General features: G+C 39.7%; 15 protein-coding genes. 13 read left to right on the forward strand and 2 right to left on the reverse strand.

The genetic code is table 11. From position 1 onward, the window contains the following. Positions 1-56: 56 nt before the first annotated feature. Positions 57-968: a diacylglycerol/lipid kinase family protein gene (locus tag MLE13_RS07235; RefSeq protein ID WP_240749007.1), complete on the reverse strand. Its 912-nt coding sequence runs from the start codon at positions 966-968 to the stop codon at positions 57-59. A 23-nt stretch (positions 969-991) separates the two neighbouring features. On the opposite strand from MLE13_RS07235, the gene MLE13_RS07240 reads away from it, so the two are divergent. From MLE13_RS07240 to MLE13_RS07260, 5 genes are all read left to right on the forward strand, one after another. Then, positions 992-2,257, forward strand: a complete 1,266-nt coding sequence (locus MLE13_RS07240) for an alanyl-tRNA editing protein (RefSeq protein ID WP_346429157.1) — start codon at positions 992-994, stop codon at positions 2,255-2,257. Positions 2,258-2,324: 67 nt separating this feature from the next. Further along, complete coding sequence (locus MLE13_RS07245; protein WP_240749010.1) at positions 2,325-4,478, forward strand: beta-propeller domain-containing protein; 2,154 nt, start codon at positions 2,325-2,327, stop codon at positions 4,476-4,478. Positions 4,479-4,574: 96 nt separating this feature from the next. Then, complete coding sequence (locus tag MLE13_RS07250; protein WP_240749012.1) at positions 4,575-5,714, forward strand: zinc-dependent alcohol dehydrogenase; 1,140 nt, start codon at positions 4,575-4,577, stop codon at positions 5,712-5,714. 116 nt (positions 5,715-5,830) lie between these two features. Further along, on the forward strand, positions 5,831-6,586 hold the full coding sequence (locus tag MLE13_RS07255) for a threonine/serine exporter family protein (protein ID WP_240749014.1): 756 nt from the start codon (positions 5,831-5,833) through the stop codon (positions 6,584-6,586). Between the two features lie 12 nt (positions 6,587-6,598). Continuing rightward, positions 6,599-7,066, forward strand: a complete 468-nt coding sequence (locus tag MLE13_RS07260; protein ID WP_240749016.1) for a threonine/serine exporter family protein — start codon at positions 6,599-6,601, stop codon at positions 7,064-7,066. Between the two features lie 567 nt (positions 7,067-7,633). On the opposite strand, the gene MLE13_RS07265 is transcribed toward MLE13_RS07260, so the two are convergent. Continuing rightward, complete coding sequence (locus MLE13_RS07265) at positions 7,634-9,640, reverse strand: sensor domain-containing protein (protein ID WP_240749017.1); 2,007 nt, start codon at positions 9,638-9,640, stop codon at positions 7,634-7,636. Between the two features lie 164 nt (positions 9,641-9,804). Here MLE13_RS07265 and MLE13_RS07270 point away from each other — a divergent pair, with 164 nt between their 5' ends. From MLE13_RS07270 to MLE13_RS07305, 8 genes are all read left to right on the forward strand, one after another. Continuing rightward, positions 9,805-10,335 (forward strand): copper resistance CopC family protein, encoded by a 531-nt coding sequence (locus tag MLE13_RS07270; RefSeq protein ID WP_240749019.1) that lies wholly within the window; start codon positions 9,805-9,807, stop codon positions 10,333-10,335. Continuing rightward, positions 10,332-11,393 (forward strand): copper resistance D family protein, encoded by a 1,062-nt coding sequence (locus MLE13_RS07275; RefSeq protein ID WP_240749021.1) that lies wholly within the window; start codon positions 10,332-10,334, stop codon positions 11,391-11,393. The genes MLE13_RS07270 and MLE13_RS07275 overlap by 4 nt, the downstream gene beginning before the upstream one ends. Before the next feature lie 55 nt (positions 11,394-11,448). Beyond that, a complete protein-coding gene (locus tag MLE13_RS07280) occupies positions 11,449-12,381 on the forward strand; it encodes a DMT family transporter (protein ID WP_240749023.1) in 933 nt (310 codons plus the stop codon). A gap of 144 nt (positions 12,382-12,525) precedes the next feature. Further along, the gene (locus MLE13_RS07285) at positions 12,526-14,253 is read left to right on the forward strand and encodes an ABC transporter ATP-binding protein (RefSeq protein WP_240749024.1); all 1,728 of its coding nucleotides are present in this window, start codon (positions 12,526-12,528) and stop codon (positions 14,251-14,253) included. Further along, positions 14,246-16,069 (forward strand): ABC transporter ATP-binding protein, encoded by a 1,824-nt coding sequence (locus MLE13_RS07290; RefSeq protein ID WP_240749026.1) that lies wholly within the window; start codon positions 14,246-14,248, stop codon positions 16,067-16,069. Before MLE13_RS07285 ends, MLE13_RS07290 begins: the two co-directional genes overlap by 8 nt. Before the next feature lie 155 nt (positions 16,070-16,224). Continuing rightward, positions 16,225-17,070 (forward strand): GNAT family N-acetyltransferase, encoded by an 846-nt coding sequence (locus tag MLE13_RS07295; RefSeq protein WP_240749028.1) that lies wholly within the window; start codon positions 16,225-16,227, stop codon positions 17,068-17,070. Positions 17,071-17,170: 100 nt separating this feature from the next. Next, a complete protein-coding gene (gene kynA / locus MLE13_RS07300; protein WP_240749030.1) occupies positions 17,171-18,025 on the forward strand; it encodes a tryptophan 2,3-dioxygenase in 855 nt (284 codons plus the stop codon). A 10-nt stretch (positions 18,026-18,035) separates the two neighbouring features. Further along, on the forward strand, positions 18,036-18,749 hold the full coding sequence (locus tag MLE13_RS07305; RefSeq protein ID WP_240749032.1) for a glycerophosphodiester phosphodiesterase: 714 nt from the start codon (positions 18,036-18,038) through the stop codon (positions 18,747-18,749). The last annotated feature ends 1 nt before the right edge of the window (position 18,750 follow it).

Consider the following 18,750-nt stretch of genomic DNA (forward strand, 5'->3'; position numbering starts at 1 on the left):
TCGGCTAAGTAAATCAATGATAAAAGGACGGTTCCCTTAGGAGCCGTCCTTTTTCTTTAAATAAAATCTTCAGGTTGTTTAGGAATCAACATTTTCAAACTACCAGGCTGTATTTCAATATCGAGTGGAGTTTTTAAATAGATTTCGCCATCTGTATCTACATCTAACTCTTCATCCGTGCTAATTGAGATGGATTGACCTTGATAATGCGTAATATGTTCCAATTCTTCAGTCACCACTTCAGGTTGGGCGAGTGAAAACCATTCCCGTATGGCGGCTAAAGACGAGGTTTGAATAACAAATAAATCGAGCAAGCCATCTGCTGGGTCAATTGTCGCGAGCGGGAAATTATGAGTGCCAATCGATTTGCCGTTCATAACTAGGACGAGTACACCTTCTTCAACATAGCTAATACCATCAATTTTCAACTGGACTGAAAACGGAGTAGCTTGCCGCATCGATTGCAAGGCGCTCATAAAGTAACTGATTTTTCCGTAGCGTTCTTTTAACGTAGGATCGATATTAGAAGAAGCATCAGTAATTACACCAATTCCTGCAAAATTGAGAAATGAACCGCCGTTAATTTTTCCTGTATCAATTTTTTTAATATCGCCATTTATCAGTGCTGGCGCTGCTAAATCTAAATCTAGTGGAATATTCAAAGTGCGGGCAAAATCATTGGCTGTACCACTTGGTAATATGGCAATCGGAGCAGGATCAGCAATCTCAGCTAAAGCTCGGACTGCGGAATGGACGGTTCCATCACCGCCTGCGATAAATAGAATGTCTGCATCCATTGCGGCGATTTGACAAGCACGCTCGAATTCTTCTGGTGAAGCGGTTTGAATAATTTCGAGTGAATGCGATGCTTGTGCAATATGCGGAACGGCTAGTCTTAGAACAGAGTCTACCGTAGACTGTCCTGCATTGCCGTTATACAATAATACGGAACGATTGAACTTAGGCATGTCAGCTGTCCTCCTGTAAGTCTATTTACTTTTGTAATTCCACTAAAAGAAACTCGGTAAACAATAGAATCAACGTAACTGCATTTAGTAAAGAAAGAAGGTTCGATATGACAACGAAATTGTATTATCAAGATTCAGAAATTTCTTCAGCCGTTGTACAAGTAATTGACAGCGGGAAAGACCAAAACGGATATTATGTTATTTTAGATCAAAGCTGTTTTTATCCCGAAGGGGGCGGTCAGCCTGCAGATACAGGTGAAATAGGACCTGCAAAAGTATGGACTGTACAATCAGTCAATGGCGAAATTCGTCATTATACAGATACAGAGCTACCAAAAGAACGTTTTTCTGCTCAATTGGACGAACAGAGAAGATGGGATCATATGCAACAACATGCGGGTCAACATTTGTTGAGTGCTTTGTTTGAGGATACTTTAGGTTTGAAAACTCAAAGTTTTCATTTAGGCAAAGAACGTGTGACCATTGATTTGGATTTGGATACAGCAACAAAAAAGCAGCTTCAGGAAATTGAAAAAAAAGCTAACGAACTTATCGGTCAAGCACTTCCGATTTCCACGAGTTGGGTAACTTCAGAAAAAGCCAACACACTGAACTTGAGGAAACCCCCAGTGGTGGATGGAGACATTCGCTTAGTTGAAATTGAAGGAATTGATCTGAATGCTTGCGGGGGAACCCATCCAAAAACTACAGCAGAAATTGGTTTACTAAAAATCATTTCAACAGAAAAAAACAAAGGCGGTATGCGGGTTTATTTTTTATGTGGCAACCGAGCAATGCAGTACTTCGACTTCTTAGTGGAAACAACCGATCAATTGGTCGTTCAATTAAATGCACCAGCTACTGAATTGACGCAAGCGGCGGAAACTTTGCTAGCTGAAAAAACAGCCGCGAGTAAGACGATAAAAAACCTTCAAGAGCAATTGTTGAACTTAGAAGCAAAAACGATTGTTCCAAAAAATCATCTAATACAAGAAATTTTCGAAAATCGGTCGATAAAAGAATTGCAACAGCTTGCCCGACTTGTCATAACTCAGCATTCTGCAGCAACAGCTTTGTTTATCAGTAGTACAGAAGACGACATGCGTTTTGTCTGTGCAAAAGGAATAGATGCACCTGGAGATATGCGAGAAGTATTAAAACAGCTTCTTGCTTTGACTGATGGCAAAGGTGGTGGGAACGCCCAATTTGCTCAAGGGGGAGGTAAAACAACTGAGTCTCCAATAGCATTCCTAACCGTATTCCAAGAGGCTTTAAAAAATTTCATGTAAAATGTGTAACTTTTCCAGTGCTCTCCTGTCTAATAGAAAAAGGGATGTCTGAAAGGGCGTGAGCGTCATGAAGAAGAAAAAGTTTTGGGTTATTGCAATCATGGCCGTTGCAGCAATAGGGTTAGTATTTGTTGTGCTCAATAACAAAGTGTCAGTAAGTGCTTCACCAATCGCTTTGACGGAACAGGGATGGAAAGCCAATTTCTCTTCATCTCTCCAGCAAGAAGCTGTAGAGAAAGGTGACGTGTACATTACGGATGCACAGAACAAACGTGTAGAAACCGAAATGTACATCCAAGATAATGGCAAAACACTGGAAGTAGTAGGCATCACTACTGGTGAATATCGTTTGCATATTAAAAAAGCAGCATTGAAAAATCGGTTTTTTAAAAGTTTAACGGATACGGAAATTTCATTTGTTGTGCAGGAACAATTAGAAAAACTATCAGGTGAAGTACAATTGCGGGATTATTTTGGCCGATTGATGGAGATGTACCAAAATAATCAACGGTACGATGTGAGTACGGAAGAAACAGCCGAATCCTCAGACTCTGCAGCTAGTAAAAGTGATGGTGCCGGCGCAGAAGGTGATTATTCAACTACCAACAACCAAGTGGAAGGTGTAGATGAAGCGGATTTGGTAAAAACGGATGGCTCGTACATTTATTCGATTAGTGAATCACGAGTCGTGATTTCAGATGTGCGAAACCCACAGGAAATGGTGATCGCCGCTGAACTACCATTTACAGAAAACACGTACCCGGAACAACTTTTCTTAACAGATGATACGCTCGTTGTTATGGGCAGTCGTTATTCGGCCTATCCGAATATGAGTGCTCGGATGCCTCATAGTTGGACGCCACAGATTGGCGTTACTTCTGTTTATTTATATGATGTTAGCAATCCCCAATCTCCTGAGTTGATTCGGGAGTTTGGTACTGAAGGGTATTTGAATGGTGCTAGATTGACGAACAATATCCTTTATTTTGTAACGAACGTTTATCCAGATTATTGGATGTTGGAAGAACAAGATGAGCCGGAACTTCGTCCTCATCAGTACGATTCGAAACAAGGGGGAGAGCTTCAGCCAGTCCCTTATGACAGCATTTCAATTCTTCCAGGAACAATGGAAGGCAGTTATAGCGTGATTACAGCGATTGATTTGACAGCTCCAGAAACCAACGAGATCTCAACAGATGGTTTTTTAGGCGGCAGTGAACAACTGTATATGAACGAAGACCATTTATATTTAACGGCTCTCGCATATGTACCTTTGGATGATGAAGAAATGCGTGACGGTCGAAGAATGGACATTTGGTTTCCGCAACAAGCCAATACGGAAGTATTTAAATTCGGATTAAATGGCACAGTTGTTGAATTTATGGCTTCTGCAGAAATAACAGGATCATTGCTCAACCAATTTTCCATGGATGAATACGATGGCTATTTCCGAGCCGTAACCACAGAAGGAATTGCATGGGATTTAACTTCTCCGTCAAAAAATCATTTATTTGTTCTAGACAAGCAGATGAATCAAGTAGGATCAGTAGAAGATTTGGCACCAGGCGAGCGAATTTATTCGGCACGCTTTATTAAAGATAAAGCCTATATGGTGACTTTTAAAGAAACAGATCCATTGTTCGTTATCGATGTCTCGACCCCATCTTCTCCGAAAGTACTCGGGGAGTTGAAAATACCGGGATTCTCAAATTACTTGCATCCTTTGGATGAAGATCATTTAATCGGTTTTGGTTATGATACGAAGCTAGTGCCCGTAAAAAATGGAGAACCGCGTGTTGTTACAGGAGGTATGAAGATTTCGTTGTTTGACGTTAGTGACTTTGAAAATCCATTAGAGAAAGACACTGAGATTATCGGTGGGCCTGGAACCTACTCTGCGCTGCAATACGATCACAAAGCGTTGTTTACACATCAAGAAAAAAATCTATTTGGTTTCCCCGCAAGTTTATATGACGAAACTGAAAAAGATTATATAGGATTTGAAGGGGAAGGTGCTTTAATTTACTCGATTACTCCGGACGGTATTTCTCTAGCAGCCAATTTGAGTGAACAAACCACAGATCAATACGGCGATTGGAATAAAGCTGTTCAACGTATTCTCTATATTGATGAAGAACTGTATACCGTGGCAAATGGAGAAATCAAAAGTTATGGATTGGAAACTTTCGAACCGACTGGTACGTTGGAATTTGATAAATAAGAAAGAAGCGAATAAACTTCGCTTCTTTTTTTTAGGTTTTAATTAAGAAAAAAAGGGAAGATGAGGAATATTCTGAATACTACTGGAGGGATAATAATGAAGGCAGTGACATTTCAAGGCACAAAAGATATGAGAGTTAAAGAAGTGAAAGATCCTGAAATTCAGAAACAAGATGATATTATTGTCAAAATAACATCGACAGCTATTTGTGGTACAGATTTACATATCTATCAAGGAGCATTGCCAACCACAAAAGACACGGTTATTGGACATGAGCCGATGGGAATTGTAGAAGAAGTAGGACCAGATGTTACTAAAGTGAAAAAAGGTGATCGCATTGTCCTGCCTTTTAATATTAGTTGTGGTCAGTGTTTCTATTGTAGCAATGAGATGGAGAGCCAGTGTGACAACTCAAATAGCAATCCTCATTTTGATACGGGCGCATATTTTGGTTTAACGGAACGTTATGGAGATTATTCCGGCGGACAGGCGGAGTATTTGCGTGTGCCTTATGGAAATTTTACTCCTTTAGTGATTCCAGAGTCTTCTGAACTAGAAGATGAATCGTTGTTGTTCTTGTCGGATGTTTTGCCAACGGCTTGGTGGAGTGTGGAACATTCAGGAGTGAAAAAAGGTGATACAGTTGTTGTTTTAGGATGCGGTCCGATTGGCCTTATGGCACAAAAATTTGCGTGGATGCAAGGTGCGAGCCGCGTTATTGCAGTTGATGAAATTCCTTATCGAATGGAACTTGCTAAAAAAATAAACAATGTTGAGATTGTCGACTTTAGCCAGCATGATAATACCGGGGCTTTGATTCATGAAATCACTCAAGGAGGAGCTCGTATTGTAATTGATTGTGTAGGAATGGATGGGAAAAAATCGCCGGCAGAGGCTGTTCAGCAAAAACTGATGTTACAAGGCGGTACACTCAGCGCAATTGACATCGCAAAAGATGCTGTCAGTAAATTTGGAACCATCCAATTGACTGGTGTATATGGTTTGACTTATAATCAGTTTCCACTCGGAAATATGTTCGAGCGGAATGTTACCTTGAAAATGGGACAAGCTCCAGTCATCCACTTGATGCCAATGCTTTACAAAAAAATCGAAAACGGTGAATTTGATCCACGTGAAATTATATCGCACATTATGCCTTTGGAAAATGCGAGTGATGCCTATCAAATTTTTAATGATCATCAAGACAATTGTACAAAAGTCGTATTAAAACCTTAGCTATTAATATGCCTATAGCAAGACTTATGAAACGCTCCGATTTATTGGGGCGTTTAGTTTTTTGCTAAATTGCGTTATGATAAGAAAAGATATCGACTGTGAAAGGAGAGGAACATGTGGCGCAAATAGGAGAGACGAGACGTGAACTTGCCTTGGATTGTTTTCTATTGGCCGGAAGAATCATGATGGAAAGTGGCGCGGAAACGTATCGTGTTGAAGATACAATGATTCGAATGGCTGTGTCGCAAAATATGATAAACTCCCATTGTTTCGTGACGCCATCGGGTATCATGTTTTCTCCAAGTGAAGAGCTAGCTACGCGATTTGTTCGGATTAATAACCGAAGCACGGATCTTGAGCGGGTAGCTTTGATTAATTCGGTTTCTCGAAAGTTAGTAGCGGGAGAGTATACCTTACAACAAGCCTATGACGAAATGCTGATTATCGATCAAACCAATTATCGATTTCATATATGGATTCAAATTCTAGCTGCTGCTGTAGCAAGTGGCTGTTTCTTTATTTTATTAGGCGGAAATTGGAAGGACCTTCCATTTGCATTTGTTTTTGGAGGCACAGGGTTTATCATTGTAGAAACTATTTTGATAGAAACACGAGTTAAAATATTTGCAGAATTTACCGGATCGTTTGTTATCGGAATTTTAGCGTCTATCGCTGTCTATACTGGTTTTGCATCAGATTTAGATACTTTAATCATCGGATCAATTATGCCGCTTGTTCCAGGGTTACTTATTACGAACGCGGTGCGCGACTTGATGGCAGGTCATTTTATGTCTGGTTTATCTAAAGGAGCAGAGGCTTTTTTAACTGCTTTTGCAATTGGAGCAGGTATTGCGGTCGTTTTATCATTTTAAGGAGGAGATCAGATGAACTGGCCATTAGAAGCATTTCTCAGCTTTATGGCTGCAGGCGCATTCGGCGTTATCTTCAATACGCCACGTCGCACATTAATCAGTTGTGGTCTAGTTGGTATGAGTGGGTGGCTCATTTATCGCATATTCTTTCTGACTTTCGACGATCCGGTACAAGCATCTTTTGCAGGCGCGTTTGTAGTTTCAATCGTGGCCCATTTGCTAGCTAAAAAATTCCGAATGCCCATGATTATTTTCAGTATCGCTGGAATTATCCCTTTAGTACCGGGGAGTAAAGCGTACAATGCTATGCGAAAAATTGTGGAAAATAATTATTTGGAAGCCATCGCATTTGCTTCAGAAGCAATGATGATTTCAGGAGCTGTTGCCATGGGATTAGTATTTGCAGAAGTGATAATGCAGTTATTCTTTAAACGACAAGCAAAAAGAATACAGAAAAAAATGGGCCTGACACAAGACTAATTTCTTGTTTGTCAGACCCATTTTTTATATCGTTCTTTTGAAATTTTTGTTTAGGCAGCTTGCGCTTTTCTAATTGTCTAGCTCCAGCGCCCAGCTCTTAGGGTCATAAGTCAAATCGACTGTGCGGCAAAGAACGCCGCTTCGTCAATGTGCCTTATGCCCGTCAGAGCTCCACGGGCGCTTGCGCTTTTCTATGTTGTCTAGCTCCAGCTGCCAGTCCCTCGAGTCGCTTCAGCCTTTCCGCCAATGGCTGAAGAGCGCCATTAACGGCAAGGCTTCCAGCGCTTGTCGGGATTACACGGCAGCTTGCGCTTTTTTAATTGTCTAGCTCCAGCGCCCAGCTCTTAGGGTCATAAGTCAAATCGACTGTGCGGCAAAGAACGCCGCTTCGTCAATGTGCCTTATGCCCGTCAGAGCTCCACGGGCACTTGCGCTTTTCTAAGTTGTCTAGCTCCAGCTGCCAGATTCTAGGGTCATAAGCCACTCCGGCTGTGTGGCTGAAAACATGCCACGTCGCCTGAGCGTCTTATGCCCGTCGAATCTACATGGCAGCTTGCGCTTTTCTTTTTACCCCAGCCATTTTTCTAGGTCTGCGGCTGTCATCGGGTGTCCGATGATGTAGCCTTGTAGGCTGTCGCATCCCATGGCGCGTAGAAGTTCAAATTGTTCATTTGTCTCGACGCCTTCGGCAGTTACTTGGAAATCGAGTGATTTACCAAATTGAATCATACCGTTAATTAATTTTTGAATTTTTTCTTGTTTTGTAATGGATTGGATAATCATTTGGTCTATTTTTATTGAAGATATTGGCAATAAGAGCATATAGCGGAACGAAGCATATCCAGTTCCGAAATCATCTAATGCAAATGTGATACCTTCTTGATGAAGATTCTTCATTTGTGTCATGATTGAACGTTCGGCTTCAGCTTCGAGTGCAAATTTTTCAGTGATTTCAATCATTAGAGAACTTGGATGACAATCATTAAGCTTTAAATTTTCAAGCAGCATTTTCGCCATATCTTTATCTCTAAATTCATGAATCGATGAGTTAATGCTAATTTGGAGATCGATGTTTTTGGATTTCCAGTCTTTTAATTGAAGACAAGCCGTTTCGACGACAAAGCTACCAATTTTATTGATCAATCCGTTTTCTTCTGCAATTGGTATCAGCTCATCTGGAGTAACGACACCAATTTCTGAATCAGTCCAACGAACAAATGCTTCTACACGTTCAACTTTACCGTTTGCTAAGTTGACGATTGGCTGGTACAAAAGCTGTAAATTTTTTCGGTCTAATGCATAGATTAAGTGTTTTTCAATAGATGCTTTACGACTTAATCGTTCATGGTCATCAGGTGTCAATGCCGATATCTCGCTGCCTCCACGCTCTTTTACCTTTTTGATGGTTGCATAGGAAGCTTTGATTAAATGCATAAAGCTGTGTTGGTCTTCAGGGTACTTGGTGATAGCTCCACTAACTGTTAATGGAACGGCTGTGCCTTGCAAGTAGATAGGATGTTGTTGCAAATAATGAAGGAATCCTTCAATAAACCAATTGCTTAATGGAGTGATTAAAGCGAATTCATGTAAACCGGCACGCGTAATAATGGAATCAGAAAAATACATGCGAAGACGCTTTGTAAATTCAATAAGTAATTCATTTTCAACATCTGTATCCGAGACATCACGCAATGTATAGAAACGGTCGATATCCATAAAAACAAAGGAGAAATGGCGACCTTCTTCTATATATTCATTGACTATTTGTTCCAGTCTATGGCGATTTTCTAAACCGGTTACTGGATCGATAAATGCAATTTCTTCAAGGTGTTTTTGAGCTTGTTTATTAGCTGTAATGTCTTTTTCAAGGAAAATATAATACGTATCTTCACTTGATAACTGCATCGGAATAGCCGTTAGTTCGACCCAATAAATTTCTCCATCTTTTTTCACTTTTTTCGCTTCGCCGTTCCAAACTTCCCCTTGTCGCAAAGTGGACAAAATCGAGTCGACAAATTGAACGTCCTCATCACTGTCTCCGAACATATGCCATACAGGCTTTCCTAAAATTCGTTTAGGTGTCCATTTGCTCAACTTTAAAAATAATGGATTGGCGTACGTAATCAAGAATTCTTGATCAAAATAAAGCAGCATGAAAGAGTCATCTAAACCATTACGCAAATGATTTAACTCAATAGAAGAAGAGCCATCTTTGTCTGCTTCGTTCATTTCATAAATAGTCATAACGTATTGTTCACCATCGAATGTGTAGGGTTTAGCTACTACTGTCGTGTAAGTTGTAATTCCCCCGCCTAACTCTATTTCAATGTTTTCAAATCTCACGGATTCTTCAGTATGTAATAGCTTGTCCCAAGAATGCTTGTTTAATGCTGCTTTTTCGGGATTCATATAAGAAGAGATCTGACCTATGACCGCTTCGGCTTCTATTTGAAAAACATGCTCAGCGTGCTGATTGCACCAAGTAACTAAGCCGTTTTTATCGAGTATGATGATTGGGAAGGGAATATGGTTGAAAACAAGGGTGTCAGTTAGGTTTTCTTTTATTTCGCTCATGCATTGACGCTCCTTAACCGTAGTTTACTTTCATTATAGAGAAGAAAAGGTCTATCGTCATCCTTTTCAAAATAATCTCTACTTAGATTTATGGAATTTTTCTATCCTTTCCTTGGTAATCGTGAGAGAATAGGCATAAATCATATGAAAATTGAGGTAAATACATGTCTAAAAAATTATTACTATTATTTTTTTTAATGTTCACTTTTCCTTTTTCGGCACAAGCCCATACAACTTTACTGTCTTCAACACCTACTGAAGGTCAAAATGTAACAGAAGTGTTAACCGAAGTAGAATTGGTTTTTGGTACGAAAATTGAAGAAGGCAGCACAGTGAGTATTGAAGGAGAAGCAGGCTCGTACGAATTTGACGATATTGCGATAAAAAATAATGTGATGACTGGGAAATTTAGTGAAACATTACCAAACGGTTCTTATCGTATTTTATGGAATATTATTGGAGAAGATGGACATCCGATTGAAGGCAATATTGTATTCAGTATGTTAAACGAAGTTAAGGAGAAAGAAAAAGCAGAGACAGTTCCGGCTGTAGATGAAAAAATGGTTATATCTGAGAAGAAATCAGTAGAACTTCAAAAGGAAAAAAACAGCAATTTATCAGTCACGATATTACTTGTGTTAGCTGCTGTTTTAATAGTTTATGGAATTTATAAACTAATGTTGAAGAAGAAATGATTTTCTTTACAGCATTTGCAGACGTTCTTTTATATATTGCTTTTTCTTATTTAGCAGGCTTTGTTGTATTGCAATTTATACCGGAAAACCGAAAACCATTGTTATCTAGCTCTAAAGTTTTGCTGTTAATCAGCACTGCTAGTATAGTCTTGCTATCTTTTGTCCCTGTTTATGAACTGGTTGTGTTTTTACAAAGCAGCCAAAGCCCAATCGAAGCGTATCAAACGGCGATTATGGAGTTTCGTATAGGACAAGGTTGGATGATTACTTTATTGCTTAGCGTTATTTTAGCAATTACAATTTACTTGAACGGAAATCGATACATCCAAGCATTATATGTTTTACTCCTTATTTTAACTGTCGGATTTTATAGTCACATTTCGACTATTGATCTATGGGTTGGTTTTGCTCTTCATTCGAGTCATATCCTTTTCATGTCGATTTGGACAGGCGTTTTGCTTCATGTCGCATGGTTTGCAAAAAACGAAGCCAATTGGCGTCCTTTTTTAACATGGTTTACCCCACTGGCTGTAATCTGTGTTGCAGGTGTAATTGCTAGCGGGATTGTCATTATGTTTTTTTTCGTAGCGCCTGCAGATTATGCAAATTCATGGGTCTTGCCTTATGGTCAGTTACTGTTGTTAAAGCATATCAGCATTATTCCAGTTCTTTTGGCGGCGATGATTAACGGATTTCTTAATAAGCAAAAAGAATTTCAAAAAACTTGGTTAAAAATTGAAAGTTTGCTGTTACTTTTTGTTTTTGTTTTCACGGCTTTTATGAGTAAACAAGCACCACCTCATGACGTTAACGATACACTGCGGATCGAAGGTGGTGGCTGGCTTATTGATAAGCTATCGGGACCTTTCTATATTCCCATCACTGCTGAGTTAGATGTGACATTAAACGGAACTTTACTAATGACGCTAAGTATTTTACTACTAATTGTCATGCTAGTAACTTTTTTCAAAAAAGCAAATGCTTGGTTTTCTCTCATTTTCAGTATTGGCTTTATTTGTTGCTTTTATATAGGGTTGATGATGAATCTCTCATTTTAATAAAGAACCAGCCAATCTTTTGAAGGTTGGTTTTTCTATAGGAAGGAGTGTGGGAATGGAGCGTTTAAAAGGAGTTTCTATGATATTGGTTGGAGCTATCATGTGGGGAGCCACAGGACCTTTAATGGAGTGGGTTATGAATAATTACGTTGTTTCGGTACCATTTATCATAACGTTGCGTCTAACGGTGGCGGGAGCTTTCTTACTCTTGTTCTTGAAGCTAAAAGGAGTCCGTATTACAGCTATTTTCCGCAATAAATTTTGGATTCGGCCATTGCTGATTTTTTCTTTGTTTGGCATGTTGGGTGCCCAATACAGCTTTGTTGCAGCGATCGAAGCAAGTAACGCTGTAGTGGCCACATTAATGCAATTTCTAGCGCCGGTCTACATTATTGTCTTTGTTTCCATAACGCATAAGAAATTACCACCTCTCTACCAAGTTGTTGGAATGTTAGGAACGTTGGCCGGTTTGTTTTTACTACTGACGAATGGAAAACCAGATCAACTGATTATTAGCGGAGAAGCGTTATTTTGGGGAGTTCTGGTGGGGTTAGCTTTCACTTTTTATACGCTATATCCTGCGCGTCTTATGCAGGAGTGGGGCGTATTACTAATTGTTGCATGGTCTATGCTTTTTGGCGGAATTTTCATAGGATTGATAAATCCATCCACATTTATTAATGAATTCGCGATTTTAGCAATACCTGCAGTCAGTGGTTCGATCTTAGGAATTATTATTTTTGGCACTGCCGCATTTGTATTGTTCCTTAGTAGTATGCGCTTTATTACACCCGTGGAGACAAGTATTTTGTCCTCTTTTGAACCATTGACGGCAATGGTCATCTCCATGTTTTGGTTTGGCCAAATCCTGTCTCCAGTTCAATTAGTGGGCGCACTGGCAATGTTAGTATTTGTTGGGTGGCTGTCCCTTGCTGGAAATCCAAAAAAGAAGAAAAAGAGAAGTAAAGTGCCTCAAGTTATCAACTAAAAAATAAAGATTTGAAGAAAAGCGACACCTTATTCAGGTGTCGTTTTTTTTGAATTGAGATAGAAATGCTATTCGATATCTGAAAATTGTGGCATACTATTTAGTACAAAGGTTCGGGTTTCGAAACATTTAGGAGGCATGCTCATGAAAACAGTTTTCTCTTATGCAAAACCATATAAATTTTATATTGTGATTGCACTTATTTTAATGCTGTTAGAGCTAATGGTAGAGTTAATGCAACCGTTAGTTATTGCAAGTATCATCGACAAAGGAATTGTCGCAAGAGACCAAGACGTCATCATCCAATTAGGGATTGTCCTTATGGCTCTTTCGGTAATAGCTTTTATTTCAGGAATCGTCAATTCCTATTTTGCAGCTCACGCATCTCAAAATTTTTCATTTGATTTGCGGCAAGCTGTTTATGGGAAAATCCAGTCTTTTTCATTGGCGATGTTCAATAAGTTTCCAGCGTCCGGACTTATTACAAGGCTAACAAGTGATGTGACATTGGTTCAACAAGTGTTGTACATGGGCTTACGAATTATGTTGCGGGCACCACTACTAGTTGTGGGAAGTATGATTATGGCATTTGTGGTCAATCCAAAATTGGCTTTATATTTAGTGATTGTCTTTCCATTTTTGCTCGCATTTTTATATATCATGGTTAAAAAAGGCGTCTCGTATTTTGGCTTTGTTCAAAAAAGACTCGATCGCGTCAACCGAATTGTCCAAGAAAACCTTCAAGCTGTACGCTTGATCAAAGCATATTTGCGTGGGAAATACGAAGCAAACCGTTTTTCTGAAGTCGCTGGAGATTTAAAAATGGATACTGTTAAAGCATTTCGGATTATGGAAATTATTTTGCCGATTTTATTATTTGGAATGAACGTTTCGTTGCTCGCAGTTTTGTGGTTTGGTGCTTTTGAAATTCGAGCAGGGGGAGCGCAAATTGGTGAATTGGTCGCAATCGTCAACTACGCGATGCGCATGACTGGTGCTTTCTCTATGTTTTCATTTATCATCATGATTTTTGCACGAGCGAAAGCATCTTCTGAACGCCTAGAAGAAGTGCTACTTGCAGATGATGGGCATGAGCAAGAAGACGTGGGAGAAAAAGAGGCTATTCAATTAGGAGAAGTTCGTTTTGACAAAGTGTCCTTTACGTATCCTGGTACAGATGAACCGGTATTAAAAAACATTTCCTTCGAATTAAAACCAAATGAAAAACTAGCAATTATGGGAGCGACCGGATCCGGGAAATCTACTTTACTGCAATTGCTGCCACGTTTTTATGATGCAACAAAAGGTACCGTTTCTTTACATGGCCGTGATGTGAACGAATGGTCAATGCGTGAACTGCGGAAAACGATTGGTATTGTTCCTCAACAATCGCTTCTTTTCACAGGAACGATTTCCAATAACCTATCTTGGGGGAAAGATGAAGTCGTCCAAGACGAGCTAGCGGATGCCGCGATTAAAGCGCAAATTCATGAAACTGTTGAGCGTTTTCCGAAAGGTTATTACACACGTGTTGGTCAAAAAGGTGTGAATTTATCAGGTGGGCAAAAGCAACGCTTATCCATTGCACGAGCTTTAGTTCGCAATCCGTCAATTTTAATTTTAGACGATAGCACCAGTGCGTTAGATGTTAAAACAGAAGGTGCATTGTGGGAAGAACTCGAACATGAACATGCGACTATGCTTGTGGTTACGCAAAAAATTCGAACAGCGATGAGAGCCGATCGAATTATATTGCTAGAAGATGGACAGATATCTGCGTATGGTACGCACGAACAACTCGTGCATAATTCAGAACTGTATCGTCAAATTGCAATGTCTCAACAAGAAGAGGAGGTTGATGAATATGTTTGATGCCATCCGCCGACCATTTGGCCATGAACCCATTTTGACTAAGGAAGATTTAATAAAAAAGAAAGATAAAAAAGACGAACGTGCGCAAAATTGGAAATCAACACTACTCAAAATTTGGAAATTAGTCGATGAGCAACGTTTTTTATTGATTGTCGTTTTAGCACTCGTATTTGTCAGCTCCGCAATGGCATTGCTTGGACCGTATTTAATCGGTTTTATCATTGATGAGTATATTGTTCCGCAAAACTTTAATGGTATGGGAATTGTCATCCTCTGGCTAATTGTCGTCTATATTGTCCATTCTGCTTCTTTGTATTTGCAAAATTTTTGGATGGTTGGGATTGCCCAACAAGTGATTTACCGTTTACGGACACGGCTTTTTTCACATCTTCAACGATTGCCTGTGACATTTTTCGATAAGCGGCAGCACGGTGAGTTGATGAGTCGCATGACCAATGATATTGAAAACGTCTCTTCTACATTGAATACATCTTTCATTCAAGTGTTTTCAAGTATATTAACTTTAACAGGTACAGCGATCGTCATGTTGACACTGAGTCCGTTGTTGACTTTATTAACGTTAATTATTATTCCACTCATGTATGTATCCATCCAATGGATTACAAAACGTACGAGTAGACTGTATAAAGAACAACAAAAAGCCATTGGTGAATTGAATGGCATGATTGAAGAAACCATTTCTGGCCAAAAAATTGTGAAAGCTTTTTCACAAGAACCGCGTGTGATGGAAGAGTTTCGCGAAAAAAGTGAAAACCTTCGACAGGCAGGATTTTGGGCGTGGACCTATGCTGGTTTTATACCAAAAGTCATGAATTTTCTAAATAACGGAAGCTTTGCAATTGTCGCGGGTGTCGGTGGGATCCTCGCTTTGAATGGCTCGGTGTCCATTGGCGTTATCGTTATTTTTACGGAGTATTCACGCCAATTCACACGTCCTCTAAATGATTTAGCGAACCAGTTTAATACGGTATTGTCAGCTATTGCAGGGGCGGAACGCGTTTTTGCCATTATGGATGAAACGGAAGAAAAAGATGATCAAGTGTTGAATGTTGAAAAAGAATTGAAAGGTGAAGTGGTTTTCGACCAGGTTTCATTTAAATACGAAGGGGCAGAAGAAGACTGGACTATTCACGATGTTAGTTTCACGGTTGGCATTGGTCAAACAACGGCATTAGTTGGAGCAACCGGAGCGGGAAAAACAACCATCATGCAATTATTGGCACGTTTTTATGACGCCAATAGAGGGGAGATTCGGTTGGATGGTTTGCCGATTGCTTCCATGCCACGTGAAACATTGCGTAAACAAATTGCTTTTGTGCTACAAGATCCATTCTTGTTCGAAGCGACAGTTAGTGAAAATATTCGATACGGTAAACTAGACGCAACGGATGAAGAAGTGATAGAGGCTGCAAAAGGTGCTAACGCACATGAATTTATCGAAAAGCTACCAAATGGTTACGATACGATTCTTACAGGCGATGGTTCGATGATTAGTCAAGGTCAGAAGCAACTGCTGTCTATTGCACGCGCACTTATCGCAGATCCGGTTATTCTATTGCTAGACGAAGCGACGAGTAGCATCGATACGGTCACAGAATTGAAAATCCAAGAAGCATTAGAACGACTTATGGCAGGGCGGACAAGTTTCGTTATCGCGCATCGACTGAATACTATTCGAAAAGCTGATTTGGTGCTTGTGATGGAGATGGGGAAATTAGTAGAGTCTGGTACGCAGCAACAACTACTAGATAAAAAAGGGATTTACGCTACCATGCTAGCTGAAGCTAAATTATAATATGAGGTCTGTTCCAGTTTATATGGAACGGACCTTTTTCTTTATTTTCTTAGCGCCACTCTTTCATGCGGTATGATAGGATAAAAATACCGAATGATTTTAACGTGTAGATAAAAACGTATTCGAACAAGATCAAGTTAATAGGAGGTAGCAAAATGGATTTATCTTTATCAATCAGTTCATTTCCGATAGATGAGCAAACAGTTAACGATATGACAGAATTGCTAGTAGGGCTATCCGCTGAATCTAAAACAGTGCTGCATCCGTCTCTTTGGAGAGGAGCGGATTCAAGAGGATTTGCGGTACTTGCTTATACAGAACAAGATGAATTAATCGGTTTTGCATCAGCGGCAGATATGGTGGGGTTGCATCATTACGAATGGTCACTATATGTCCATCCAGATTACAGACGTTTGTCACTTGGCACGGCTTTAGCAGATGGCATTTCGCATGGCTTAGCGCAACGTCAGGCAGAAAGTGAATTAGTAGCGTTTGTTAATGATGTTGAAATTTCAGGTTTCATGGAGAGTTTAGCGTACGATCTTGATTTTCATGAAATTCTTCTGTCAGCAGAACCGTTATCAAAAAGCGAACTGCCGAATGATTTAACAATCGCTCCTTTCGCAGGACAAGCTGAAAAATTAACTGAGCTATTAACATCTGCATTTGATGACACGATTTTACCGATTTTAGAACATAATATGGTGGACCCCGAAAGAGAGATATGGCTGCTTCAAAAAGATCAACAACTGCTCGCAACGGCCACACTCGTTGAAGAAGAGAAAGTTTTATGGATTACCGCATTTGCAGTTCACCCGGATCATCAAGGCAAAGGGTATGGCAAACAACTACTGAAATGGTGCCGAGAATTGGCACATGAACGCGCACTAAATTCGGTGTATCTTGATGTTGAAACGGATAACCAAGCATTGCACGTATACGAGAAATCTGGATTTGTCCGAATACAAACCGTTTCTTATTGGAAGTCTAAAACGGATTGATCAAACCAAACTAGTATTGATTAAACAAAATGAACCGTATGCAGAATAGGTAAAAGTGAGATTAGCAGAGGCAAAGCCGAGGTTAAACGGAGTGACATTAATGAACAACTACGAAAATGGTCAAAATATCGCTGCAGCAACAGAAAAAAACATTCGTACTGATTTTAAAGAAAGCATGACGTATGGTGATTATCTTCATCTAGATAAGCTATTAACTGCACAGGACGGTGTTAGCGGACATCACGATGAAACTTTATTCATCATCATTCACCAAGTATCAGAACTATGGATGAAGTTGATTTTGCATGAGCTGCAATCGGCAATTGATCACATTGAAAAAGACGATCTTCAGCCCGCGTTCAAGCAATTGGCAAGAGTATCGCGCATTCAGTCACAAATTATTCAAGGCTGGGATGTCTTGTCGACATTAACACCTGCAGAGTATATGGAATTCCGTGATGATTTAGGAAATGCTAGTGGATTTCAATCTTATCAATACCGAATGATTGAATTTGCGCTTGGCTATAAAACAAAACATGTCTTGAAAATTTATGAAAAAGATGCCCCGCTTCACGCAGAATTGGAGAAAGCATTTAATGCACCTGGTCTGTATGACGCAGCGATTCAAAAACTGGCGAGAAGTGGATTTACTATTGATAAAGACGTTTTAGAGCGAGACGTTAGCATGGTTTATGAATCCAATGAAAGTGTCCGTGAAGCTTGGAAAACCGTTTACCGTGATGTAGATACGTATTGGGAGCTGTATCAACTAGCAGAAAAGCTAGTGGACATTGAAGATTGGCTTCAACAATGGCGTTTCCGTCACATGAAAACAGTAGAGCGGATTATCGGATTTAAGCAAGGAACGGGCGGCTCTTCTGGCGTGAATTATTTGAAAAAAGTGCTTGATCAATATTTCTTCCCGGAACTATGGGAAATACGAACGGATATTTAGGAGGGGTTTTGTGAAAATTTATGCTCATAGAGGTTGCTCGGGGTCATACCCTGAAAATACACTAGCAGCCTTTCGTGCAGCGGCAGAATTGCCAATTACTGGTGTGGAAATTGATGTTCACTTAACTAAAGATGGTGAAATTGTCGTTATGCACGATGAAAAAGTGAATCGGACAACTAATGGAAAAGGCTATGTAAAAGAATTAACATTAAAAGAGTTAAAACAACTAGATTGTGGTTCCTGGTATTCTGAAGAATGGAGCGAGGAAAGGATTCCTACGCTAGATGAAGTATTCGATGTATTTGAAAATACCAACCATCGTTTAAACATCGAAATAAAATCAGATGTCTTTCCGTACGATGGCTTGGCTGATAAGGTAATCGACTTGGCTGCAAAGCGCGGGTTTAGAAATCGAATCTTACTGTCCTCTTTTAATCACGAAGATATTCAATCTGTCGTACAAGGCAAACAAGTGGAAAGTGCTATTTTAACCTTTGAAGTGCTAGTAGATGTCTATGATTATGCACGCGTCATTGGGACAAAGCGAATTCATGTTTCTTTGCCATCAGCTTTTAGAAAAATGACAACTGACGCTTTGCGAAAAGGCGCCATTGTTTATGTTTACACGGTCAATGACGTTAATTATGCAGAAGAACTACAAAGAATTGGTGTTCATGGCATCTTTACAGATTATCCAGAAAAAATGCTGGCACATTTCGCATAGA

The sequence above is a fragment of the Planococcus halocryophilus genome (assembly GCF_022489025.1).
In the GTDB taxonomy this organism is placed as follows: Bacteria; Bacillota; Bacilli; order Bacillales_A; family Planococcaceae; genus Planococcus; species Planococcus halocryophilus_A.

Coding starts and splice junctions, on each gene's coding strand:
- MLE13_RS07295 (WP_240749028.1), top strand. CDS start 16,225: ATGGATTTATCTTTATCAATCAGTTCATTTCCGATAGATGAGCAAACA.
- MLE13_RS07245 (WP_240749010.1), top strand. CDS start 2,325: ATGAAGAAGAAAAAGTTTTGGGTTATTGCAATCATGGCCGTTGCAGCA.
- MLE13_RS07285 (WP_240749024.1), top strand. CDS start 12,526: ATGAAAACAGTTTTCTCTTATGCAAAACCATATAAATTTTATATTGTG.
- MLE13_RS07260 (WP_240749016.1), top strand. CDS start 6,599: ATGAACTGGCCATTAGAAGCATTTCTCAGCTTTATGGCTGCAGGCGCA.
- MLE13_RS07250 (WP_240749012.1), top strand. CDS start 4,575: ATGAAGGCAGTGACATTTCAAGGCACAAAAGATATGAGAGTTAAAGAA.
- MLE13_RS07235 (WP_240749007.1), bottom strand. CDS start 968: ATGCCTAAGTTCAATCGTTCCGTATTATTGTATAACGGCAATGCAGGA.
- MLE13_RS07275 (WP_240749021.1), top strand. CDS start 10,332: ATGATTTTCTTTACAGCATTTGCAGACGTTCTTTTATATATTGCTTTT.
- MLE13_RS07290 (WP_240749026.1), top strand. CDS start 14,246: ATGTTTGATGCCATCCGCCGACCATTTGGCCATGAACCCATTTTGACT.
- MLE13_RS07280 (WP_240749023.1), top strand. CDS start 11,449: ATGGAGCGTTTAAAAGGAGTTTCTATGATATTGGTTGGAGCTATCATG.
- MLE13_RS07265 (WP_240749017.1), bottom strand. CDS start 9,640: ATGAGCGAAATAAAAGAAAACCTAACTGACACCCTTGTTTTCAACCAT.
- kynA (WP_240749030.1), top strand. CDS start 17,171: ATGAACAACTACGAAAATGGTCAAAATATCGCTGCAGCAACAGAAAAA.
- MLE13_RS07270 (WP_240749019.1), top strand. CDS start 9,805: ATGTCTAAAAAATTATTACTATTATTTTTTTTAATGTTCACTTTTCCT.